Source organism: Bradyrhizobium sp. USDA 376 (genome assembly GCF_054063675.1).
Map to the genome: position 1 here is coordinate 8,445,118 of NZ_JBSSGN010000001.1, position 23,711 is coordinate 8,468,828.

The following is a 23,711-nucleotide window of genomic DNA, read 5'->3' on the forward strand; positions in this document are numbered from 1 at the left end:
GCTCACTGCTCCGCTCCGACCAGTTCCTGGAGCTCATCGACGTCAAATTCCTGCTCGATCAACCTGATCGACACGACGCGTGCGAATGACGCGAGATCGGGATGAGCGAACAGATCCGAGACCGCGATCGACACACCGATCTCCTGCGACACCCGGCTGAGCACCCGCACGGCAAGCAAGGAATGTCCGCCAAGCTCGAAGAAGTGATCGTTGCGTCCGACCTGGTCGACGTCGAGCAACTCCGCCCAGATCCCCGCCAGTGCGAGTTCGATCTCATCTTCGGGTGCCTCATAGGAGCCGCGCGTCAGCGCATCCTCGCCCGGCGCCGGCAGTGCCCGCCGATCAATCTTCCCGTTGGGCGTGAGCGGCAGTTGCTCCAGCACCATGACCGTCGATGGCACCATGTAATCCGGCAGAATGGCAGACAGCGCGTCGCGCAAGGCGTCGCCGTCGAGCGTGGGCTCACCGCTCGCATAGGCGAACAACTGGCGCCCGGTCCTGCCTTCACCGGCCACCACGGCCGCCGCACGGACGCCGTGCTGCTCGAGCAGACGCGCCTCGATCTCGCCGAGCTCGATGCGGAAGCCACGGATCTTCACCTGCCGGTCTGCGCGGCCGGCATATTCGATCACGCCGTCGTCGCGCCAGCGCGCGAGATCGCCGGTGCGATAGAGGCGCGTGCCGCTATCGCTGAATGGATCGGGCACGAACCGCTCCGCGGTCAGTGCCTCTCGGTTCAGATAGCCGCGGGCCTGGCCAACACCACCGATGAACAGCTCGCCGGTGACACCAACGGGAACGATGTTGAGGTCGGAATCGAGGATGTGTACGGACCTCGCACCGACGGGCCGTCCAATTGGCGCGGGCTGGCCAGATGTCAACACGGCGTCATCGACGATCCACGCCGTTGGAGCGATCACCGTCTCGGTCGGGCCGTAAGCGTTGACCAGAAGATCGACATCGGCGGCCTCGCGGAATGCCCTGATCCCGGTATCGGACCACGCTTCGCCACCGACGATACAAGCCCTGATCGCAAGCCTGCGCCCACCCTGCCGCAAGGCCGCGCTCAATTGATCCGCATAGGCCGGCGGAAGAAAGATCGAAGTCACCGAATTGCGCGCGATCTCGCTGACGAGATCGTCGATCAAGAGGCCGGGCTTCGAGGGGAGCACCAGCGCCCCGCCCGTCATCAGCGGCACCAGCCATCGCTCGTGGGCAATATCGAAATTGATCGACGCCGTCTGGAACTCGCGGTCGCGGGATGTCGTGCGGTACAGCCGGCCAACCGCTTCGCAATGCATGGCAAGCGGCCCGCGCGAAACGGCCACGCCCTTCGGCAGTCCAGTCGACCCCGAGGTGTAGATGACATAGGCCAGGCTGTCCGGATGGATTTCGACGTCCAAGTTACCGCTGTGATCCCCGGCGGACGGCGATGGCTCGTCAATGCAGAGCGCCTCGATCCCGGCTTCGCGCAGCACCGGCGCGAGCGGCTCGAGCAGCACGCCCTGTGTCAGGACCAACGCCGCGCCGCTGTCACGCAACATGTAGGCAAGCCGCTCGGTCGGATAATCCGGATCAAGCGGCAGATAGGCGCCACCAGCCTTCAGGACCGCGAGCAGCGCAATGATCATCTCCGGGCTTCGCGTCAGGGCAATGCCGACCAACCGATCCGGGCCGAGATTCCAGAGGCGGAGGCGCCGTGCGAGCGCGTTGGCCCGCGTGTTCAACTCGCCGTAGCAGATGCGCTGGTCGCCCCATACGATGGCAACCGCGGACGGCGCCTGCGCGGCCTGCGCTTCGATATGCGTCACGACGTCGGCACAGGAAGATGCCGACGACAGCTGCACTGCACCGCTCCATTCGAGAATTCGTCGCGCGTCTTGATCGGCTGCCGATTCGAGATCACCGAGCACACGCTCCGCATTCGCTACGATCCGCTCCAGCAGGCCGTGCAGAACGTCGCGAAGACGCAGGATGGCCGCCTCCTCGAACCGGCACGGGTCATAGTTGAATTCGATGTTCAGCCTGTCGCTTGCGGCGAACACCGCAACCGCCAGAGCGTAGTTCGTTGGCGTCAAGTGCGCCACACGCCCCAGCCGCGGGCCGCCTTCCATGCCCCGCAATAGCCCCTCGTCGATCGGATAGTTCTCGAACACCAGGATGCTGTCGAACAGCGGCTGCCCGGCACGGCCGGCGAGGCGCTGAATTTCGTAGAGCGGGGTCCAGCCGTACTCGCGCAGAGCCAGATTCTGTTCCTGCAACTGGCGCAGCCAATCACCGACGATGGCCTGCGGGTTCGGCGCATCGACGATGGCAAGCGTGTTGATGAAGAGGCCCACCATCTCCTCTGAGCCGGGCAATTCGGCCGGACGACCCGATATGGTCACGCCGAAGCAGACCGCGGACTGCCCCGAATGTCTGCGCAGCAATTGCGCCCACGCCCCCTGTATGAGCGTATTGAGCGTCACCCGTTCGTGCTTTGCGAACGACTTCAGCCGCTCGGTCAGCGCCGCCTCTACCGCAAGCTCGACACTGGCGTGCCCCTCGGACCCGACGGTCTTGCGGGTCGCCACCGCGTTCGCGAGCAGCGTCGGCGTTTCGAGCTCTGCCAGCGCCTCGTGCCAGAACCTCTCGGCGCTCTCGCGATCGCGGCTTTGCAGCCATGCAATGTAGTCACGATAGCTGCCCTGCACGGCCGGCAATACACGGTCGCCCACATGCTGCAACACCTGCGCAACCAGCCGGGCGGAGCTCCAGCCGTCGACGAAGATGTGATGATGAGTCCAGATCAGCCAGTGACGGTCGTCGTCGAGGCGAATCAAGCGAATGCGCTGCAGGGGCGGCTGTGAAACGTCGAAGCGCTTTTCGCGGTCACGCCGGGATGTCTCGGCCAGTGCGGCTTCCAAATCCATGCGCGATCCATCGCGCCAATCCTCTTCGGCGAACGGCACCGTCACATGGCGATGCACCACCTGCTGCGCTGCGCCCGACAGGTTCTGCCAGACAAACCCGGTCCGCAGCGCGGCATGCCGGTCGCTGACCGCCTGCCACGCGGCCCGCAGCTTGCCGGTATCGACGCCGAACAGCTCGAGCCCGACCTGATTCACATAAGCATCGTTGGCACCATCACGCAGTGCATGGAACAGCATGCCTTGCTGCATCGGCGAGAGCGGATAGATGTCCTCGATGCCGCGAAGATCCAGGGTCGTCGCGAGCCGATCGAGATCGGCCTGACCGAGCCCGGACAATGCGACATCCGATGGCGTAAGGCCGAACGCTCCGTTGCAGCAATGCGCGACCAGTTCGCGCAGCGCATCCTCGTAATGTGCCGCCAGTCGCTCGACCGTGGGCGCGCCGGTAGCGCTTGCGTCCGTAACCGAAAGACAATTCGAGCCGGCCCTCACGCACGAGCCCGGTGACGTTCAGCCAGCCGCGCATGGGCGCCGTGGCGCTGCGCGAGGGACCTGCACTCTCCGGTACGAAGGTGAAGCGCTGGGTGGCGCCGACGCTCGCGTCGAAGCGGCCGAGATAATTGAAGACGATCTGGGGCTCCACCAATTGCGCCAGGGCATGGCGCTGCCGCTCGGAGCCGAGATGACGCAGTACGCCATAACCGAGGCCGCGATACGGAATCGCGCGAAGCCTTTCCTTGACCGCCTTGATCAGCGTGGCTTCGTCGGCGGCCGCAGCTTTCAGCCGGACCGGGAATGCCGTCGTGAACCAGCCGACGGTACGCGATACATCCGCGTCCGGGAAAATGTCCTCGCGGCCGTGGCCTTCGAGCTCCACCGTGACCTCGTCGTGCTGGCTCCAGCGCGACGCCGCACGCGCGAGACCGGCCAGCAAGAGGTCATTGACCTGGGTCCGATAGGCAGAGGGCGCCTGTTCGAGCAGTCGCGACGTCAGGTCGGCATCGAACACCAACGACACCTCGCCGCCGTCACCGACGCGATCGACGCCGCCATGGTCATCGTCACACGGCAAGCGCGCGCCGGCACCGCAATCGCACCAGTGGGGCAATTCGGCCTCAATCTCCGCGGTCGCAGCATAGGCATGCAGCCGCTCGCTCCACGAAGCATAGGAGTCGCTCTTCGGAGGCAGCGTGACGGGACTGCCGCATTGCAGCTGGTCATAGGCCGAAGCCAGGTCTTCCAGCAGGATACGCCAGGATACGCCATCGACAACGAGATGATGGATCGCAAGCAGCAGCCGTTGGCTGCCGTCCACGAGATCCATGCCGACGGCGCGCAGCAGCGGCCCCGAAGACAGCGAAAGGCTTTCCTGCGCGGCGCGGGCGAACCCGGCGATCTCCGTCGCACCACCGACGTCCGCATGCATCCACAACAATTCAGATGGCACCGGCGCAGGGCCCAGCTCCGCCCGCCAGGCGCCATCCACTTGCTTGAACCGCAGGCGCAACGCATCGTGATGCTCCACGATCGCTGCGAGCGCGCGCCGCAGCGTCTCCCAGTCGACTTGCATCTGGGGCAGCAGCAGCACCGCCTGATTCCAGTGATCTCGGTTGTCGATATCCTCGGCGAAGAAGCGAGCCTGAATCGGCATCAGGTGACGCATGCCAGGTTCAACATCGCGGTCGGTCGAGGTCTTCGTGCCCCGCTTCTCTCTTTTCGCGGTTGCCGCCGTCGACATGACGGCGACCGTCGCCAGTCCGGCAACCGTCTGCTGGCTGAAGATCTGCTTCGGTGTCAGCCGGATGCCGCGCTTGCGCAGGCGGGCGATGATCTGAAGGCTGAGGATGGAATCGCCGCCGAGCTCGAAGAAGTTGTCATTGCGGCCCACACGCTCGCGACCGAGCACCTCGCACCAGACCGCCGCGATCGTAACTTCAATATTGCCCGCAGGCGCGGAATAGCCGCCAGACGTCTCGTCAGCAGGCTCCGGCAACGCGCGACGATCGACCTTTCCGTTGGGCGTCAGCGGCAGTCGCGCCAAGATGACGACGTGCGACGGCACCATATAGTCCGGAACGATCGCAGCCAGATGTTGCTTGATTGTAGCGGCCTGCAGATCACTGCCGCTCTCGGGCACACAATAGGCAACCAGCTCCTGGCGCTCGGCACTCGCCCCGATCGCGTGCTGAACGACCACGGCATCATCGATCCCCGGCAGCGCCTTGATGACGCGCCCGATCTCGCCGAGCTCGATGCGATAGCCGCGCAACTTGATCTGGTCATCGGAACGGCCCAGGAATATCAACCGGCCCGCCCCATCGCAGCGGACGCGATCCCCGGTTCGGTAGAGGCGCTCGCCTGCTTCCCCGAACGGATCCGGCACGAAGCGTTCCGCAGTCAGGTCCGCTGCACCGCGATAGCCCCGCGCCAGCCCGGCTCCGCCGATATAGAGTTCGCCGGTGACCCCGATCGGCACTTCGTTCAGCGCATCATCCAGGATATGGGCGCGCAAATTGGCAAGTGGCAGTCCAATCGGCACCGGGTTGTTGTCGCGTTCAGCCGCGCATTCATGCGTCACCACACCGACGGTCGTTTCCGTTGGCCCGTAGTGATTCAGAACCCGGCATTCCGGACGCAAGCGCCATACTTCGTCCAGCAGTGCCTGGTCGCAAGCCTCTCCCCCAAGAATGAGCGTCTCGCGGGGTAGAAGGTCGGCCGAGCGCGAGGCGTGAAGCAGCCCTCGCAGATGGCTCGGCACGATCTTGAGAATGTCGACCTCGCCCTCGCGCATGGCTTGCGCGAACGCATCCGCATCGAACACGGCCTCCGGAGGTAGCAGATGCAGCGTCCGGCCGGACGCGAGCGCGCCGAACAGGACGGTGTGACCGAGATCAGCCGCCACCGTCGAGACCATCGCCATGTTCGCCGACGGACGCGGCTCCAGGCGCTGCAGCAGAGCCTGCACGTAATTGGCCAAGGCGCCGTGCGAGACGCTGACTCCCTTCGGTACGCCGGTCGAACCCGAGGTATAGATAACGTAGGCGGCCTGCTCCGGGTGGATCGCCGTGCCGACCGGCAGGCTCGATGCCTCCTCGCACGCGGCCTCCGCCTTCGCATCGAGCACCAGGCAGCCGAGCCCACGCGCGTTCGACAATTTCTCATCCGCCGCCAGTACGATGTCGATGCCGCCGTCCGTCAGGATGCGACGAATGCGCTCCAACGGCCATTTCGGATCCAGCGGAACGTAAGCGCCGCCGGCCTTCAGCACACCGAGCAAGGCGACGACAAAGGCCGGCGAGCGCTCGATCCACAGCGCGACCGGTATCTCGCGCGCCACGCCCTTGGCGATGAGGGCACGCGCGACACGGTTCGACCGCTGCTCGAGATCAGCAAAGGTCAATTGCTCCCGGCCGCAGCGGATGGCCATGGCGGTCTGTCGATCTGCGGTCGCCGCACGGTGAAGGTTGACTACATCGGTGAAGCCGAACGCCGCGGCCTGCTTCGGCACAGTCTGCCGGTGCCCATCGTCGATGACGAAGTCCGATATCCGCCGTTCGGCATTGTCGGCGATCTGGCGCAGCATCGAACCGAACTGCACCGCCAGCCGTGCGATGGTCGAATGGTCAAACAGATCGGTGGCGTAGTTGAACGTCACCTTCATGCCGACGGCGCCATCGATGACGTCGAGCGCGAGATCGAAATGCGAACCCGCGAGATCGATGATGTCGATTTCGGCGGTGAGCCCTTCGACGCCGGCGAACCCGCCCGGCATCGTCATGTAGTTGAACTTCGCCTGGAACAGCGGATTGTGGCCGCCGCTGCGTTCGGGTCTGAGGCTGTCGACCAGCGTTTCGAACGGAAGATCCTGATGAGACAGCGCCTCGACCACCGATTCCTTGACCTGCTGCAGCAGGCTCGGGAAGCTCGCTTCGCCTGCAATCTCAGCCCGCAGCACCAGCGTATTGACGAAACATCCGATCAGCCGTTCGAGCTGCGTATGCCGACGCCCTGCGATCGGCACGCCGACGCGCAGATCGTTTTGGCCGGTGTAGCGATGGAGCAGCACCTGATATGCGCCGAGCAGCAGCATGAAGACGCTGACGCGCTGCTTTGCCGCGATCTCCCGGAGCCGGACAGCGAGTGCGCCGTCGATCGCAAGACTGACCGTATCGCCGGCATGGCTCTGGAGCGCCGGGCGAGGCCGATCATGCGGCAGCGCCAGCACCGGATGAACATCGCCGAGCTTGGCGCGCCAATACGCGAGCTGCCGATCGCCCTCGCCTCCAGCGAGCCAGTTTCGCTGCCAGGCCGCGAAGTCCGCGTATTGAATCGCCGGAATCGGCGGCGCGCCCGCGCCCTGACCGATGCCGCTGCGATAGAGCGCGGCCAGCTCTTCGAGCAACACGTCGAGCGACCAACCATCGACGATGATGTGATGGGCAAGCAGCAGCAATTCATGAGCATCGTCCGCGAGCTGAAGCAGAACCGCGCGCAGCAGCGGCCCGTTCGTGAGATCGAACGGCCTGCCGAGCGCGGCTCGCTTGAGCATCTCCGCGCGCTCGGCGCGTTCCCGCGCGGAAAAAGAGCGGAGATCCTCGTGTCGGATGCCAATGCCCATGACATCGTGGACGAGCTGCGTTCCACGACCGTCCCTGGCGGTGAATGTGGTGCGCAATATCTCGTGACGACGGACGATCTCGCCGAGAGCGCGAGACAGAACGGCATGATCAAGCTGCCCCTTCAGGCGGACCGTGCTTGCAACAGTGTACGCTGTCCCGGCCGGATCCATGTTCCAGAGGAACCACAGCCGCTCCTGCGCGTGCGACAGCGTCGCACGATCGGCCGAGGCGGCCCACGGGATCGGCGGCAGCGCTCGCCCGGCACCGGTCCCCGCCAGGGCATCGATCCGGCCGGCGAAGACTGCGAGCGTCGGCGCGTCGAAGAACGTGCGCAGCTCCACTTCCACGTTCAAGCGGTCGCGGATCGCAGCAGCGACCTGACCGGCCGCGATCGAATTTCCGCCCAGCACGAAGAAGTCGTCCTCGCGATGGACCACCGCAACCCCAAGCGCGTCACACCAGATCGACGCGACGGCACGTTCGGTATTTGTCGCCGGCGCCGTCAGGGATGCTCCGCCGCGGCGACGGCCTCTTTCGAACACCATAAAGCTGTCGAGCGTATTGTCGGCGAGGCGTGCCGCGCAGGCCGACCGCTGCAGCTTGCCGCTCGTGGTCAGCGGCATCGCCTGCGGGTTCAGCAGGACGATCACGGCCGGATATTCCTGCGCCTGCCGGAGTACGGCTTCGCCGATCGCATGTGCGAGCGCTTCCGGGTCGCTGCGCTTGAGCACGGCGCGGCTGAACTCCGCCGCCACGCCGATGGCTTCGCGCCCGTCCATTTCGACCGGAAAAGCGGCAACCCGCCCGCTGCGGACGGATTCGACCTCGGCTTCGACTGCCTGCTCGACATCAGTCGGATAGACGTTCTGTCCGCGAACGATCAGCAGGTCTTTGAGACGCCCAGCTACGACAAGGGCGCCGTCGCGAATGAAGCCTACGTCACCGGTGCGCAGCCAACGCGCGCCATCCCGCTCGACAAAGGCTTGGTGCGTGGCTTCAGGATTGTTCCAATATCCAAGTGCGACGCTTGGACCGCTCACCCAGATCTCGCCCACCTCATTCGGCTCGGCCACGGCCGATCCGTCGACACGCATGATGCGCGTGACGTGACCTGCAGCGGTTCGACCGCATGCCACGAGGTCGGTGCCTTCGCCGGCATTCGCGACGCGGCCTGCGGCAAGCTCCGCAGTGTCGAGCGTATAGCTGTTGGTCTCGGTGGTGATGTCGCCGGCCGTTACCAGCAACGTCGCTTCAGCCAGGCCGTAGCAGGCTGTCAACGCCCGTCGATTGAACCCGGCCCGCGCGAACCGGTCGCCGAACTTCTCGAGGGTGGTCCGGCGGACGAACTCGGACCCCGAGAATGCGAATTTCCACCGGCTCAGGTCCAGTCGATCGATCGTCTCGTCCGAAATGCGGTCGGCGCACAGCGAGTACGCAAAGTCAGGGCCACCGCTCATCGTGCCGCCGTGACGGTCGATAGCCTCGAGCCAGCGTCGCGGCCGCTCGAGGAAATTCCGCGGCGACATCAGGACGCCGGTAAAGCCAGTGAACAGCGGATTCAGGAGCCCGCCGATCAGTCCCATGTCGTGATAGAGCGGCAGCCAGCTCACAAAGACGTCGTCCGGCGTTCCACCGCCGGCCGCTTCAATCGCGCGCTCGTTGGCCGCCAGATTGCCGTGAGAGACGCAAACGCCCTTCGGCTCCGAGGTTGATCCGGACGTGTATTGGAGGAACGCGATCGCATCGGCCGCGGGCCTCGTCTCGCGCCAGTCCGCCGCGAGTTCGGGCAAGATGGTATCCACCGCAACGATTTGCACGTCGCCCAATTCGGGCAGCGTCGCTTCGATGAGAGCGCGCAGAGCCGTCTCCACCAGGATGAAGCGAGGCGCCGCGTCGCGCAAAATGCCGTTGAGACGTCCTGCATAGCGTTCGGGGCCGCCCTCTGGCGGATAAGCCGGCACAGCGATCACGCCCGAATACAGGCAAGCATAGAACGCCACGGCATAGTTGATTCCGCTCGGAAGCAGGATTACCGCCCGCTCGCCTGCGCCGCCCATCTGCTGCAACCACGCGGCAAGCGCCCTGATCCGCACATCGAGCGCGACAAACGTCAGTTCATCGCCGACGTCGTCGCCTTCCAGGAATCGCAACGCCACCTTCTCCGGCCGCAGGGCGGCGTGCTCCCGCAAGCGTTCGACGAGGTTGGATCTGTCCATGTTCTCGAATCCCTATCCGGCCGCGGGCCGAAAATCCTCACCGGTCGAATGACGGGTGCGGCGATCACCCCGGCCGATGAGCTTCGGCCATTGCGACAATGACCTTGCGCGGTCCCTTGAATGGGGCACGCGCGTGCGCAGTGAGCATGTTGTCGAGCATCACGACGTCGCCGGCCTGCCAGGGAAAGCTGATCTTGTGCTTCTCGAGAACGGTCCGGACCGTCGACAACGTCTCATCCTCGATCATCGAACCGTCGCCGTAAAAGACGTTGCGCGGCAGATCGGCCTCGTCGTCGACCACGTCGAGAAGACTCTCGCGCACCTCCGGCTCGAGATTGGAGACATGGAACAGGTGTGCCTGGTTGAACCAGACCCATTCACCCGTGACGGGATGCCGCGCCGTACCCTGACAGACCTGGCGTGTGCGGAGCTCGCCATCCTCCTTCCACTCGCATTCGATCTCGTGACGAGCGCAGTACGCCTCCACCTCCGATCTGGAGTCGGTGCCGAACACCTGCTGCCAGTCGACGTCGAGGCCGTTGCCGTAGTTCCGCACATACATCACGCCCTTGTCCGCGAATCGCTCGCGAATGGCCGGCGGCATGTCGCGATGGATGGCGCGGCTGTCGGCGATGGGCGTCTCCCCGCCCTCCAGCGCCGGCTGCATGCAATAGAACCAGATCTTCATCGGCCAATCGCGGGTATAGGCCTGCTCGTTGTGCAGCGGGATATGCTGATGCGGCGGATACTCCGTGGATGTATAGACCCCGGAAGTCACCTGCGAACGCGGCGTCGATCCGAACTCGTAAGTGAGCAGCGGATGACCGAAATCGGTCGCGAAAGCCCGAAACGCATCGGGACCATCGAGCGAGAAATCGCGAAACACGATGCCGCCACTGTCGGTCAGGTGCCGGTCGATCGCTTCGCGCAGCATGGGAAGTGCTTTGCCGAGCGGCTCCCCGGCTTCATCTGCCTTGAGCAGCAGGGGAAGAGTTCTGCCCTCAATGAGTGGCTGGACGGAGAACGCGCTCATGATCCTCGCTCCGATGCAAACCAATCGATCGCCCCGATTGCCGGGCCAGCGCCGCGCCGATCCGGTCGATCAGCTCAGCCTGCTGCGTGTGAATGAAGAAGTGATGCCCGGGCAGAATATCGAGCATGAATGACGCCGAGGTCTCCTGCCGCCAGGCCTCAAGCGCCTCACGGCCGGTCTCGTCGTCCGCTCCGCCAAAGACGTGCACGGGGCATGGCAGCGGACGGCGGGGCCGGTAGACATAGGCCCCGCACATCAAGAAGTCGGCGCGGAGCACCGGCAGCGCGGATCGCATCAGCTCTGCATTCGACAACGCCTCGTCGGGCGTGCCCTGAAGACTGCGCAGCTCCTGCATCAGCGCTTCGTCGCTCAAGGGCTGGCGCCACTTGCTGCCGTCCCGAACCGCCGGCGCTTCCGCGCCCGAAGCAAAGAGAATGGCCGGCGCAGGTGCTCCACGATCAAGCAGGCCATGTGCGAGCTCGTACGCGATCACGGCACCGAGGCTGTGCCCGAACAATGCGTAAGGCCCGTCGATCCGCGCGGCCAGTTCGCCAGCGAGCTGCGCTACCAACACACGCGGGTCGGTCGCCAGCGGTTCGTCCATGCGCGCGCCGCGCCCGGGCCACTCCACCGGCCGAACGTCGATCCACGACGGCAAAAGCCTGCGCCACCGCGCATAAAACATGGCACTGCCGCCGGAATAAGGCAGACAAAGAAGTCGCATCGGACGACCGGGCTACGCCGACTGCTGAGGCGTCGCTTCGTCCATGAACTTGCGCAAGCTGAGCGGGCGCATGTCGGTCCACACCTGCTCGATGTGGTCGAGACATTCCTTCTTGCTGCCCGTCTTGCCCACCGCCTTCCAGCCGCCAGGAATTTCCTTGAACGTCGGCCAGATGGAGTATTGCTCTTCATGATTGACGACGACGGTGAAGGTGACGTCGTCCCTGTCGAACACCATCATGGCGCGATCCCCTTTTCGAAAAGCGAGAGCAGAGACGTTTGACTAGGTCAGAAGCAGACGATGGTCAAAGCAATATCGACGCGACATTTTTTAAGACCTCAAAACTGGCGACGGACGGACACAATGCAACCTCCGCGCTTGCGCATCAACACGCGGGAAAATATCGAGATTTCGGAGCGCGTCGTCGATTGCTGCAATTCTAACTGCGCAAGGAGGAACTTTTCCGATGCGACAGGATCGCGCGTTTTGTCGCGGGCCATAATTCATCGCATCGTCATCAATTGCATCGAATGGCTCATGACAAAACAATGCCGCCGCGGAGCGACCGCGACGGCATGCACTCCGATTTCCAAGGAAGCGATTCAGAAATTGAAGGTGGTAGACACCAGATAGGTCCGGGGCGCACCGAGCGTGATAACCCCGCTATAGGCCGAAGCCCAGTACGCCTTGTTGCCGACGTTCTCGATATTGGCGCGCACGACGATCGGCTTTCCGTTCCAGGGCGACGTAAAGGTATATCGCGCCCCGATATCGACACGCGTCCATTCAGGCAAGGTCAGCGTATTCGTGACGTTGACGTATTGCGAGCCCGTATAGATGACCCTGCCCGTAAACGTGAGGCCAGGTACAAACGGCGTGTCCCACTCCGCACCCATATTGACGTTGACGACGGGCACGCCGACCGCCTTCTTTCCGTCGTTGATCCCGCCTTGAGTTTGCTCCTGCACACCGTCAATCAGCGCGACGCCGCCGAGAACACGGATGTCGGGCGTGATCTCGCCGAATACGTTGAGTTCAGCACCCCGATTGCGCTGTCTGCCGTTGAGTTGTTGCGTTGCGGTAACGCCGGAGCCCACCGAAATGATGCTCGGCTGGCTGATATCGAACACACTCAGCGTGGTCGTGAATCGACCCGCGTCGATCTTCATGCCCGCCTCAGCCTGCTTCGTCTGCGCCGGCGGGAACACTGTGCCGACATTCGCGAAGGCGCCGCTGACCACAACGGGTGTCTGGAGGCCTTCGATGTAATTCGCATAGAGCGCGACGTTTTCGACCGGCTTGACGAGAACTGCGTATGCAGGGCTCCAGACGGACGTGTCTTGCTCCGGTCGGCTCAAGGCCGGGCTCAGGAAGTTCGTCACTTCCGTTCCAGCGGTCTGACGGCGAACCCCAAGCGTAAGCTGCACGCGCTTGTTCAGGATCGACATAGTGTCGGAAGCGCCGACGCTCGAGAGGGATACGCCAGTGGCCTGGCTGGCAGACAACGTCGAGAAATTCGGCTTCGCTATGTTTGTCGGCTCGGTGTACAGATTCCAGAAGATCAGGTCCGCAAGCGCACTGTTCGAGCGAGTCCAGACTTTCTGATTGTAGGTCCGGTCGTTGATCGAGTAGTTGACGTTCACTGCATGATTGACGGGGCCAGTATCCACCGTCGCCCGGACACCGGCCTCGCCCGCGAGCGTTTCGAATGTTTCCTTGCCGGCAAACGGCCGCGACCACAAACCTCCCAACTGGAAGACGCCGGGCGGCGACGTCAATCCCCCTGCCGCGACATTGGAGATGTTGGGCGACGGATAGGCGTAGTTGATGTTGCTATCGTGATAGCGCCGAACGCCCCATACGCGGTTATCCAGTCGGTGAGGTCCACCTCGCCTCTGGCGGTCGTAAAAAAGTCGGTCGGGGCATAATACGCCCACGGAACCTGGAAGTTGAGTCCGGCCTTCGGTGGCGAAGGGATGACCGTCGTCGTGGTCGGAACATTGAAGAAACGCAACGGCGGATTCAGATTGTCGGCCTGATAGCCGATATCAACTGCCGCGCGCACGCGCTCTCCGCGATAATCGAGACCCAGAACCGCGTTGCCGAATTCATCCGTTTGACGATTCCAAGGCGTATTGCCGTTCGAATAGGTGCTGTTCAGCCGAACACCCCATTCCTTGTGTTCACCGTAGCGGCGACTAACGTCAATATTCTCGCCAAACTGCGATTTTGAAACGTACGTTGCCGTGAGCTGCGTAATATCGACGTCGGGCGCATGCTTGGTGATCAGATTGACGCTGCCGCCGACCGCGCCACCGCTTGCGACGCCGGTGCCACCGGCTGTCATGCCGTTGAGAAGCGCACTTGGCCCCTTCAGCACCTCGACGCGCTCGACGAAATTTGCGCCCGAGGAATAATACGGAGCGATTCCATAGAGACCGTTCAGCCCGTAGTCGCCGCTGTCATAGTAGAAGCCGCGAATGAAGAGACTGTCCGCGCCGCCACCTGCTGCCTGCACGACACGGACCGAAGGATCGTTGGCCAGAACGTCGCGAATCGTGCGTGCCTGTTGGTTCTGCATGAGCTCCGCCGTATAGCTGGTCTGGTTGAACGGCGTGTTCATCACGCCGCGATTACCGAGAAGACCGAGACTTCCGCCGGTTGCGACCTGGCCGCCTGCGTACGCGGGCGGCACCGTGCCGACCGTACCGGTCGACGGCACCACATAGGGAACGGGCGCCGCCTGGCGAGGAGCCGCCGCGGCGACGGATCTTTGTCCGCGCGAGGCGCGCGTCGACTGTGACCTCTGGATCGACTGCCGAACTCTTGGCTTGGGAGCATCGACGGTCACCGGCGGCAGATTGGTTTGCGCAAACGCCTGCTGAAATTCACCTGACGATTCCAGCGACAGCGCAAGATAACTCACCGCTCCCAGCGATAGCGTCCGCACGATTTTACTGGCCGAGAGTTCACGCCTCATTCCTTGCACCCCAATTCCACTAGCAAGCACGTCCCCGCGCTTCCTAACATACGAGGGTGGTCCGAGAAGGGATTGGGAACTAGAAGTTATCTAAGGTTGTACGACAAACCGTCGCGATTGGAGGAGCGCTTCTGCGGCTTCCAATTCGTTGCAACGATTTTGAATGTTTCTAGTTTCAACTCGTTCTAATCGTCGATCAGCATGCGACATGCTGGCGATATTCCGTCACTCCGTCCGGAATCTCCATTTGGCCGAGCAGGCTGCGTATCGTACGCATGAATACTCTTGCACCAATTCTGTCAGCTGATCTGGAAGTCGTAATTCGGCTGATGCAATCCGGGATGCTCTTTGCCAGCCCCCAGGAAAAACATCGCCGACTTCGAACGGGAGCCAAACCGTCCGAAGTCCTCGGAGCCACGCAGTGGGAGACCTGCGCAGAGTGTCGCACCCCTTCTGCGTCCAGTGCGCTTCTAGGATGAGCAACAGCATCGGCATTATTTGCGCAATGATCGAAGACGTCGCGATAGGCGATTTCCGTGCTCAGGCTCTCACCGGCCGTCACGCGCCGAACCAGGCCTATGACTGGTACGGGCCTTCAGCGATGTCAGCTCGCCTTCGCTTTCACATATCGGCCTGGTGCTGCTTCCCCCGGAGGATAGAGGTTGCTTCCGAGTTGCGTCCGGGCGGGCACCCGATCTTCAGCCCAGGGCTTGAGCCATGCGATCCAATCGTTCCACCAACTGCCCGGCTTTTCGTCAGCGCTCGCAAGCCACGCGGCGGGATCGTCGCAACGCCGATCCGACAGCCAATAGCTTCGCTTGTTCTTGGAGGCGGGATTGATCACACCGGCAATGTGTCCACTGGCGCCGAGCACAAAGCGGGTGTTGCCACTGAGCAGGCCGGTGGTGCGATAGGCCGATCGCCACGGCACGATGTGATCTTCGGCCGTCGCCAGCACGTAAGCAGGCAGATCGACCCGGCCCAGATCGACTGGTGTGCCGCACATTGTCAACCGGCTCGGCTCCCGAAGATTGTTCTCGAGGTACATGTTCCTGATGTAGAAGCAATACATTGGCCCGGGAAGGTTGGTGACATCGGCGTTCCAGAACAGCAGATCGAAACGCTCCGGCGATTTTCCCTTCAGATAGTTGTTGATGACGTTCGGCCAGATCAGCTCCTTCGACCGCAGCGTCTGGAAGACGAAGCCGAGCTCGGCGCCGCGGTAGATGCCTTCCTTCCCGATTGTCTGCTCGCGCTGCCGCACCCCCTCCTCGTCCACGAACACGCCGAGATCGCCGGGTTCCTGGAAGTCGAGCATGGTTGTCAGCAACGTCACACTGGCAACCGATTCATCGCCGCGCGTTCGCAGAATGGCCAAAGCGGATGACAGGATCGTTCCGCCGACACACCAGCCCAGGACGTTGATTTTGTCTGCGCCCGAAATCGATCGGGCGATGTCGATGGCGCGCATGGCGCCATCCTCGACGTAGTCGTCCCATCGAATGTGACCGCAGGAGGCATCCGGGTTGCGCCACGAAACCACGAAGACCGTGAAGCCGTTCTCGACCGCGAATCGAACGAACGAATTGGCCGGCTGGAGGTCGAGAATGTAGAACTTGTTGATGCAGGGCGGCACGATCAGCAGAGGCCGGGCGGCCACCTGCTCCGTCGCAGGTTCGTATTGAATGAGCTGAAACAGCTCGTTTTCGAACACAACCGCGCCCCTGGATGCGGCGACATCCTTTCCGACCTCGAAAGCCTCCTCATCCGTGATCGTCAGGCTACCCCTGCCCAGATCACTCATCAGGTTCTCCAGGCCCGTCTTGAGGCTTTGGCCTTCGCTGTCCGTCGCGAGCTTGATGACATCCGGATTGGTGGCGAGGAAATTGGTCGGGCTCATCGCCTCGACGAGCTGGCGCGTGAAGAAGCGCAGCCGATGCTTTTCCTTCTCGTCGAGATCCAGCGCCTCGACGAAGTCGACGCAGTAGCGCGCGTTCAGCAGATAGCATTGCTTCAACAGACTATAGGCCGCATTGTCCCGCCATTCCGTGGCGTTGAACCGGCGGTCGCCGCGCGCAGGCTCAATGCCTCCTTCGCCCTGCACGCCGGCGGCCGATTTGACGACGTGCTCGGTGAGCTGGTACAGCCGCTTCAGGTGCTCGGCCTGCAATTCGGCGAGACGCCCCGATGAATTCAGGGCTGAGCCGAGGTTCGCCCCGTCGCGATCGCCGTTCGGCGCCCATCCAAGCGAGCGCCACAGGCTTTCCCCCGCCTTCATGAAGCCTTCGACAAATTCGTCAGGCATGTTGAATGGCCGATTCATGGCGTTCCTCACTTGGCAAGCTTGATTGGTTGTTGACGTCTGGTTTTCGGGCAGCTTCTGCCTGGCGCCCTTTGCTCTCGCATGCACCGAGAGCTAGCTGTCCCGCCGCGCACAGGGACAGCCCCTGCGCGCCGCAATCGTTCGCTGCGATCTTAGGATCCGGAGCGGACGGTCGCGCCCTCCCTGATGCCGTCGACGTTCACGGAGAGGCGTTTGATTTTATCGTACAGCGTCTGCTTCGGAATGCTGAGAAGCGCAGCCGTTGCCTGGACGTCGCCCTGCTTCCGCCGCAGCGCATCCTCGATGATCGATCGCTCAATGTTCTCCAATTGCCGCGGCAAAGACACATCCGACGCGCCGAAGCCGGACTTGTTGACCGCCTTGCTGTCGAGGACACCGAGCACGAAACGGTCGGCGACGTTGCGAAGCTCGCGTACGTTGCCCGGCCACGAATAGGCCAGGAGATGAGACATGGTTTGCTCGTCCAGGATCGGGGCGTCGCGCTCGAAGCGCCTCGCCGCATCCAGGGTGAAGTGCTCGAACAGCAGCGGGATGTCTTCCCGCCGTTCGCGCAGCGGCGGCAGCTCGATGAAAGCGACGCCGAGGCGATAGTAAAGATCGGCACGAAACAGCCGCTTTTCGCTGAGCTCCAGCAGATTCACCTTGCTCGCGGCCACGACGCGGCAATCCACCGCGATCGGCTTGTTGGTGCCGACGCGCTCGATCGAGCGATCCTGCAGCGACCTCAGCAGCTTGACTTGCACGCTCGGCGGCATGCTTTCGATTTCGTCGAGGAACAGCGTTCCGCCATTGGCGTATTCGATCTTGCCGATCCGCTGGCGGGTGGCACCGGTGAAGGCTCCCACCTCGTGGCCGAACAGCTCGCTCTCGACCAGCGATTCCGGCAGGCCGCCGCAGTTCACCGCGACGTAGTTGCCGCCGCGGCGGCCGCTATGATTGTGCAGGCAGCGCGCGACGACGTCCTTGCCGGTCCCGGTTTCACCATAGATCGTGACGTCGACATTGGTCGCCGCCAGGGTGGAGACGAGCCGACGCACCTCCTGGATCTGCGGCGACCGACCGAGCAGGCTGACCTCGATGCCCTGGCGATCCGCCAGGGCGGACCGCAACGATCGCACCTCGAGCGTCAGCCGCCGCTTCTCCGCCGCCCGGCGCACCACCGAGATCAACTGCTCCGAGGAGCAGGGCTTCTCGATGAAGTCATAAGCGCCGGTCCGCATCGCCTGCACGGCCATCGAAATATCGCCATGACCGGTGATCAGGATCACCGGCAGATCCTGATCCAGCCGCCGCAGGTCGGACAGCCAATCGAGACCACTGCGCCCGCGCAGGCGCACGTCGCAGACCACGACAAAGGGCATGTCGGCACGAACGGAACCGTTGGCGGTCTCGACGGAAGCGAACCCGGACACGGAAAATCCCGCGAGCTCGAGCGCCTGGACGCCGCCGATCCGGACGTCGTCGTCGTCCTCGACATAGATCACGCCGATCGATTGGTCATCGCCCATGCGAGGCCGCCTCTGCTATCTCTGCCAATGGAAGGGTCACGACGAATTCCGCACCTTCAGGCGTCAGGTTTCGCGCATGCAGTTCACCGCCGAACGAGCGTGCAATGTGATTTGAAAGCATCAGGCCGAGGCCGAGCCCCTTGCCCGCGGGCTTGGTCGTCACGAACGGCTCGAACATGCGCTGCAGGACATCGGAGGCGATCGCCGGCCCGCTGTTGCTGATCGTGATGCGGCAACGGGCGATCTGCGCCTCTTCCCTGCCCGCCCGGATCAGGATCGACTTCCGCTCGACACCTTCCACGGCATCCAGCGCATTGGCGACAATGTTGCACAGCAGCTGCTCGAGCCGCGTCTGATCGGCAATGACGCAGAGCTTCGCGTCCATCTCCGTCGCCACGGCAACACCGCCCTCCTTGACACGTCCGGCCAAAATCTTGAGCGTTTCAGCCACCGCATGCTCGACGGACACCGCGCCAAGCGGGCTGCTCGACTTGTACGCGAACACCCGGAGCTGGCTGGTCAAACGGCCGAGCCTCCGCACCAATTCGCCAATTCGGGTGAGATTTCCGCGAGCATCGCCAATCGATCCGCGGTCGACGAGCAGGACCGCATTGTCGGCCGCAGTTTGCAGGGCCGCCAGCGGCTGGTTCAACTCATGCACGATGCCGGCCGACATCTGGCCGAGGGCAGCCAGCTTGCCGGCATGGACGAGTTCATCCTGCGCAGCCCGCAATTCTGCGGTGCGCTCCTGCACCCGGGTCTCGAGCATGTCGTTGGCCGCCTGCAACTCGGCCTGGCTCGCCAAACGTTGCTTGATCTCCCGGCGGCGCTGCTCGACAAGACCAAGCGCCAGCAGCGCGACGAGGGCGGCGAGACCCGATATGATCCCGATGACGAGCGCGGTCTGCTGCGTGGGCGCCTCGTCATCGAGAAGCACGAGCTTCCAGAGACCGCGGTTGATTGGCAGCTCGCTGACCGTATAGGCGGTACCGTTCTCCGCCGTGATCCGTGCCGTCCCGTTCGCGGACTGATCGACGGACGTCCATCCAAGTGGAACAAGATCGTGGTTTCCGTAGGGTTTGGATCGCGCAATGTCATCGCGTGTCTGAACCGACAGCGGCGCCATCGGGCGATAGCGCCACTCGTCACGGGAGGCGAGTATCGTGACCTTGCGCTCGTCGACCAATAGAATGTCGTTGTCGGTGTTGCGCCACGCCCGCTCGAACGAATCCAGATTGACCTTGACGGTCGCGATCCCCCTCGTCGTCCCGCGATCCTTCAGGGCATAGGACAGATAATAGCCGGCACGCGCGGTGGTGATACCGACACCGAAGAATGCGCCGCGACCGGTCGCGAGCGCTTCGCTCACATAGGGACGATACGACAGATTTTCGCCGAAGGGTGTTCCAGGCTGGTCGAAATCAGCCGCGGCCAGCGTCGCGCCGGTGACCCCGAGGACATAGAGGTTGTCGGCTCCCGCCAGCAGGTTGATCGATTTCAGATAGAGGCTGACGGCTTGCTGCAGTGCGGGATCGCTGGGCGCCTCCAGCAGCCGGAACACGCCGGGTGACGTCTCCAGGAGAGACGGGAGATATTCAAATCTCGAGAGATAGCCGTCGAGCCTGGCAGCCTCGACGGCCAGCCGCTGCTGGGCGGCGGCGTGCAAATGGTCCAGTCCCCGGCGAAACGTGACCGCGTATCCGAGCCACGCCGCGGCGGCGACCAACGCAAGGGCAAATGCGCCGCGAATGAACCAACGCATGGAAGCAGGCGCCACCGAACCGACCTTGGCAGGCTCCTTGACGTTCACCAGGGATGAAAGCTCCGTCATCTTGTGAACCAGCACAAACCCGGGAGCGCCGGCAATCGCGGCAGGCCACTCACGCATAGTCTAACTCTATGGTCTTGCCTCGGAATACGCGATAGGAAAATCCGGTATAGGCGATGATGACCGGCAGCGTCACGCAGACCCCGATCAGTATGACTCGGAGCGACTCCGGACTGCTGGCAGCCTGCCAGACCGTGAGCCGGTCGATCACGACATAGGGGTAGATGCTGTAGCTGAGGCCAAGGAAACTCAGGAAGAACACGAGCACCAGCAGCGCGAAGGGCAGCCAGCACAGCGCGCCGCGCACGGCCGGTGCCCCCAGCAAAAGGCGGACCGTCAGCAGCGCAACGCTGGTCGTGATCGGGATCGAGGCCACCGCGATCATCGCCGGCAGGGTGAACCACCTGACGCGGACCGTCTCGCTGATCCACGGCGTTGCCATCGAGATCAGGATCAGGCCCAGGACCATAGGTGCGAAGGCGATCTTGCTCCACTCGATCGCCTTCTCCTGCAGCTCGCCATGCGTCTTCATCACGAGCCATGTCGCGCCGAGCAGCGCATAGGCCATCGGCAGAGCAATCGCGATTGCGCCGGCGAAGATCGGATAATTCCAGCCCTCGCCGAACCCGCTGATGTAGCGGCCGAGCATCCAGCCCTGGCATACCGACGCCAGCATCGATCCGGCGATGAACATGCGATCCCACATCGCCTTCCGGTCGGCCTTGGCCTTGACCCGGAAATCAAAGGCCGCGCCGCGGAGGATCAGACCGACCAGCATGAGGGCGGTCGGCAGGTACAATTCCGACAGGACCAGTCCATGCGCTTTCGGGAAGGCGACGAGGAGAAGGCCGACACCGAGAACGAGCCAGGTCTCATTCGCGTCCCAGAACGGGCCGATCGAGGCGACCATGGTGTCCCGCTCGTCCGGCGTCGCCCGATGCATCAACATGCCGATCCCGAGATGCTGACCGATTTCGGGGCGCTCAGCGTCAGATCGAAACCGGAGACCCGCTCTTTGCCGCCATCATTCGTGATCAGCTTGCGTCCGTCCGGTCCAAGACCGGCGTGCAACTTCTCGAACAGATCGCCTTCAACTAACTGCCCAACCTTGATGCCGAGCGCCGGTGAATCGCTCAACCAAACGCCGGCGGGCTCTTTGCCGGTGAGATAATATTCCGTCCTGCGCAGATAGTATTGCGCAACAGTCCCTTTGCCGATGCTCGCAACCACGATGACCTCCGAATAAATGGAGGTCGATTTTTCCAGAAGGTAGGCAGGGCCCTTTTGGAAGCCAAAGTGACGTCGCTCGTACGTCACTTTGCCTTCCAATCAACCAGCACTTTGGCTTCCAAAAGGAACGAGGGATTCCTGCGCTTCAATGGCGCCTCATCAACGGAGGCTGCCATGTCAAATCATTCCAACACAGCGACCGATCGAACACGGGCGGACCAAGCGAATGACCGGGAGCGCCGGGTACAAAGCGCCGCCGAAGCCGAACGCTATGGACTGTCGACGACCTGGATCGATCCGATTCCGGTGTCCGGTCGCGAGATCGAGATCATCGAGCTCTATTTGGGCGAAGCAATCGATCGTCTGCTCGGTCTGTCTCGGCGGCCACAAGCGCGGGGGCCTCCCTAATCAGCGGTCTCCCGTCTCCACCTAGACTTCACCAATGTAGAGGTACTCTCATATGAATCCTAAGACTGTTATCGAACTGCTGGCTCGGAGCCATGAGCTGGCGCGGCGTTTCACCCTGCTCGTTCTGGATGCCGCGCACGCCACGATGCCGACCGCGGAGGACATTGGCGGCATCGCCAACATCAGCGTCGGCGCTCTCGGGTCGATCGACGTCTGGGTTGACAGCACCGACGCCGAAACCTCCCAGAGTGTTCGCGACGAGCTGCAGGCCGGCCGCGTCGTCTTCCGCAACCTCGGCGCGGATGATTGCGTCACCAGCTTGGTGGGGCGCATCGACACCGCCGACTGGCTGCAGATCCACGTTGACGACGAGAACAGACTGCGCCTCCAGGTCGAGACCGGCGCCGTCTTCAGGTTCTAATTAGACCTGCAACACCAAGTGCCGGCGCAGCCTTTGCGTCGGCACACACTCTAAAATCTCATCCCGTTTCGACAACATCAAACCGGCGGTCAGCGAAGCCAAGCAGCGTCACTCCGACGTCTTCATCATCCGAGTGGCCGACTGCAAGCCGTTAAGGTAGTCGGCGGCGCGCTGGGCATGCGACGCCGCAGTGAAGATCGCGCGTTTGTCGTTCTTCAGCATCTGGAGCCAGGACGCGATGTACGATGCATGGTCCTCCCTTGGTTCCGGCGTGAGATCCAGGTCTGCCGAAAGGAATGCTGCGCCAAGCTCGGCGACAAGCTCTTCCATCGCATAACCTTCATCCCCCCAGCGCTTGCGCCCGAAGTCACGATCAAGGCGCTTGCCGGGTTTCGTCCAATGAGTCATCTCGTGCGCCAGCGTGGCATAGTACGTCTCGGCGTCAGGGAATGATTCGAACGGCGGCATCTGCACCCGATCATCAGATGAGCTATAATAGGCCATGCTGCCGCCGTGCCGTATGGTTGCGCCGGTTTCGGCAAAGAATGTATCCGCCCGTTCGATGCGTTGCACTGGATTAAGGAGTTGTGCGGCCGGGGCATAGAAATGCGCCGGCAATCCCTCGATTTGCTCGACATTGAACACGGTGTAGCCTTTCAGGAACGGAATTTCGCGCTCTGCCTCTTCGCCCGTCGCCTCATCCAGCTCCGTCCTGCGGATGCGATCCGCATAGACGACTAGGCTGCCGTGCTCGCCTTTCCGGACATGTGCGCCAATCTCAGCGGCTTGCTTGAAGGTCATCCAGATCGGCGCGGAAAAGCCCTTCGTGACAGCCTCGCCCCACAACATCAGCACGTTGATTCCCTGATACGGCTGGCCGTTCATCCGTAGGGGCCGCGTAATGCGTCCCGCTGCATGCTCGGTATTCCACGGCTTGAGCCACGGCCTGAGACCCTGCTCCAGTTCGGCGACGATGCGGCTGGTGATACGCTCGTAGACATCTGCTTTCACTGATCTTTCTCCTAGTCTCAGAAGCGGTTGCGCATGCAACCGGACTAGGCTCGCGCCGATGAGCGGGGGATTGGCGTCAAGACCGGGAAACGATGGATTTGGTGCGGGCTGGAGCGGAGCGACGACACGGCCATCGTTTTCCGCCCGCAGCACGCGAAGGGCTTGGCCTTGACGGCATGGGGGCCGCAGGCCCCAAACCAGGCGAAAGAGATCAGCCGGAGGCTGCCAGGTCACTGCCTCGTACAGCTTTTCGATTTCGTGACCGAAATCAAGTGATGATCGCACATTCAAAAGCAAGACTGCTTTAAAATACTTCTCAAGGCAATCCACAGCCAGCCAGAAGTAATCGACGTTCAATCGCTGCTGGAAACACCAGCGAGCAAGCATGTAGTTGGAGCTATGCCCCGCTTCGGCGGGGCTTTTCTTTTCGGTCTATACTAGTGAGATATGAGATATCGTCTCTGGTTATCTGCCCTA

General features: G+C 62.8%; 13 protein-coding genes and 1 pseudogene. 2 read left to right on the plus strand and 12 right to left on the minus strand.

The genetic code is table 11. The features are described 5' to 3' along the window. Positions 1-2: 2 nt before the first annotated feature. From ACVJ19_RS39755 to ACVJ19_RS39805, 11 genes and pseudogenes are all read right to left on the minus strand, one after another. Entirely contained in the window at positions 3-3,161 is a 3,159-nt protein-coding gene (locus ACVJ19_RS39755; RefSeq protein ID WP_456739534.1) for an amino acid adenylation domain-containing protein, read from the minus strand. After that, entirely contained in the window at positions 3,127-9,747 is a 6,621-nt protein-coding gene (locus ACVJ19_RS39760; protein ID WP_456739507.1) for an amino acid adenylation domain-containing protein, read from the minus strand. The genes ACVJ19_RS39755 and ACVJ19_RS39760 overlap by 35 nt, the downstream gene beginning before the upstream one ends. A 64-nt stretch (positions 9,748-9,811) precedes the next feature. Continuing rightward, positions 9,812-10,780 carry a TauD/TfdA family dioxygenase gene (locus ACVJ19_RS39765; protein ID WP_453954489.1) on the minus strand — a complete coding sequence of 323 codons (969 nt, stop codon included), beginning with the start codon at positions 10,778-10,780 and terminating at the stop codon, positions 9,812-9,814. After that, complete coding sequence (locus ACVJ19_RS39770; RefSeq protein ID WP_453954491.1) at positions 10,749-11,504, minus strand: thioesterase II family protein; 756 nt, start codon at positions 11,502-11,504, stop codon at positions 10,749-10,751. Before ACVJ19_RS39770 ends, ACVJ19_RS39765 begins: the two co-directional genes overlap by 32 nt. A gap of 12 nt (positions 11,505-11,516) precedes the next feature. Continuing rightward, positions 11,517-11,744, minus strand: a complete 228-nt coding sequence (locus tag ACVJ19_RS39775) for an MbtH family protein (RefSeq protein WP_453954492.1) — start codon at positions 11,742-11,744, stop codon at positions 11,517-11,519. Positions 11,745-12,106: 362 nt separating this feature from the next. Next, positions 12,107-14,484: pseudogene (locus ACVJ19_RS39780) on the minus strand (TonB-dependent receptor). A gap of 604 nt (positions 14,485-15,088) precedes the next feature. After that, positions 15,089-16,807 carry a PHA/PHB synthase family protein gene (locus tag ACVJ19_RS39785; RefSeq protein ID WP_453954496.1) on the minus strand — a complete coding sequence of 573 codons (1,719 nt, stop codon included), beginning with the start codon at positions 16,805-16,807 and terminating at the stop codon, positions 15,089-15,091. A gap of 152 nt (positions 16,808-16,959) precedes the next feature. Then, a complete protein-coding gene (locus tag ACVJ19_RS39790; RefSeq protein ID WP_453954497.1) occupies positions 16,960-18,336 on the minus strand; it encodes a sigma-54-dependent transcriptional regulator in 1,377 nt (458 codons plus the stop codon). Next, entirely contained in the window at positions 18,326-20,224 is a 1,899-nt protein-coding gene (locus ACVJ19_RS39795) for a sensor histidine kinase (protein WP_453954499.1), read from the minus strand. Before ACVJ19_RS39795 ends, ACVJ19_RS39790 begins: the two co-directional genes overlap by 11 nt. Then, complete coding sequence (locus ACVJ19_RS39800) at positions 20,217-21,113, minus strand: cytochrome d ubiquinol oxidase subunit II (RefSeq protein WP_453954500.1); 897 nt, start codon at positions 21,111-21,113, stop codon at positions 20,217-20,219. Before ACVJ19_RS39800 ends, ACVJ19_RS39795 begins: the two co-directional genes overlap by 8 nt. Continuing rightward, on the minus strand, positions 21,107-21,481 hold the full coding sequence (locus ACVJ19_RS39805; protein WP_453954502.1) for a relaxase domain-containing protein: 375 nt from the start codon (positions 21,479-21,481) through the stop codon (positions 21,107-21,109). The genes ACVJ19_RS39800 and ACVJ19_RS39805 overlap by 7 nt, the downstream gene beginning before the upstream one ends. 87 nt (positions 21,482-21,568) lie before the next feature. Here ACVJ19_RS39805 and ACVJ19_RS39810 point away from each other — a divergent pair, with 87 nt between their 5' ends. Both ACVJ19_RS39810 and ACVJ19_RS39815 read left to right on the plus strand, forming a co-directional pair. Next, positions 21,569-21,802 carry a hypothetical protein gene (locus ACVJ19_RS39810; protein ID WP_453954503.1) on the plus strand — a complete coding sequence of 78 codons (234 nt, stop codon included), beginning with the start codon at positions 21,569-21,571 and terminating at the stop codon, positions 21,800-21,802. A 52-nt stretch (positions 21,803-21,854) separates the two neighbouring features. Then, on the plus strand, positions 21,855-22,223 hold the full coding sequence (locus tag ACVJ19_RS39815; protein WP_453954504.1) for a hypothetical protein: 369 nt from the start codon (positions 21,855-21,857) through the stop codon (positions 22,221-22,223). A 108-nt stretch (positions 22,224-22,331) separates the two neighbouring features. Here the strand turns inward: ACVJ19_RS39815 and ACVJ19_RS39820 are convergent, their stop codons facing one another. Continuing rightward, positions 22,332-23,234 (minus strand): ArdC family protein, encoded by a 903-nt coding sequence (locus tag ACVJ19_RS39820; RefSeq protein WP_453955303.1) that lies wholly within the window; start codon positions 23,232-23,234, stop codon positions 22,332-22,334. Between the last annotated feature and the right edge of the window lie 477 nt (positions 23,235-23,711).

Bases quoted from the DNA above. Each gene is read 5' to 3' on its own strand.
- ACVJ19_RS39770 (WP_453954491.1), bottom strand. From the start codon at position 11,504: ATGCGACTTCTTTGTCTGCCTTATTCCGGCGGCAGTGCCATGTTTTAT.
- ACVJ19_RS39815 (WP_453954504.1), top strand. From the start codon at position 21,855: ATGAATCCTAAGACTGTTATCGAACTGCTGGCTCGGAGCCATGAGCTG.
- ACVJ19_RS39765 (WP_453954489.1), bottom strand. From the start codon at position 10,780: ATGAGCGCGTTCTCCGTCCAGCCACTCATTGAGGGCAGAACTCTTCCC.
- ACVJ19_RS39800 (WP_453954500.1), bottom strand. From the start codon at position 21,113: ATGTTGATGCATCGGGCGACGCCGGACGAGCGGGACACCATGGTCGCC.
- ACVJ19_RS39795 (WP_453954499.1), bottom strand. From the start codon at position 20,224: ATGCGTGAGTGGCCTGCCGCGATTGCCGGCGCTCCCGGGTTTGTGCTG.
- ACVJ19_RS39755 (WP_456739534.1), bottom strand. From the start codon at position 3,161: ATGCAGCAAGGCATGCTGTTCCATGCACTGCGTGATGGTGCCAACGAT.
- ACVJ19_RS39790 (WP_453954497.1), bottom strand. From the start codon at position 18,336: ATGGGCGATGACCAATCGATCGGCGTGATCTATGTCGAGGACGACGAC.
- ACVJ19_RS39760 (WP_456739507.1), bottom strand. From the start codon at position 9,747: ATGGACAGATCCAACCTCGTCGAACGCTTGCGGGAGCACGCCGCCCTG.
- ACVJ19_RS39810 (WP_453954503.1), top strand. From the start codon at position 21,569: ATGTCAAATCATTCCAACACAGCGACCGATCGAACACGGGCGGACCAA.
- ACVJ19_RS39785 (WP_453954496.1), bottom strand. From the start codon at position 16,807: ATGAATCGGCCATTCAACATGCCTGACGAATTTGTCGAAGGCTTCATG.
- ACVJ19_RS39775 (WP_453954492.1), bottom strand. From the start codon at position 11,744: ATGATGGTGTTCGACAGGGACGACGTCACCTTCACCGTCGTCGTCAAT.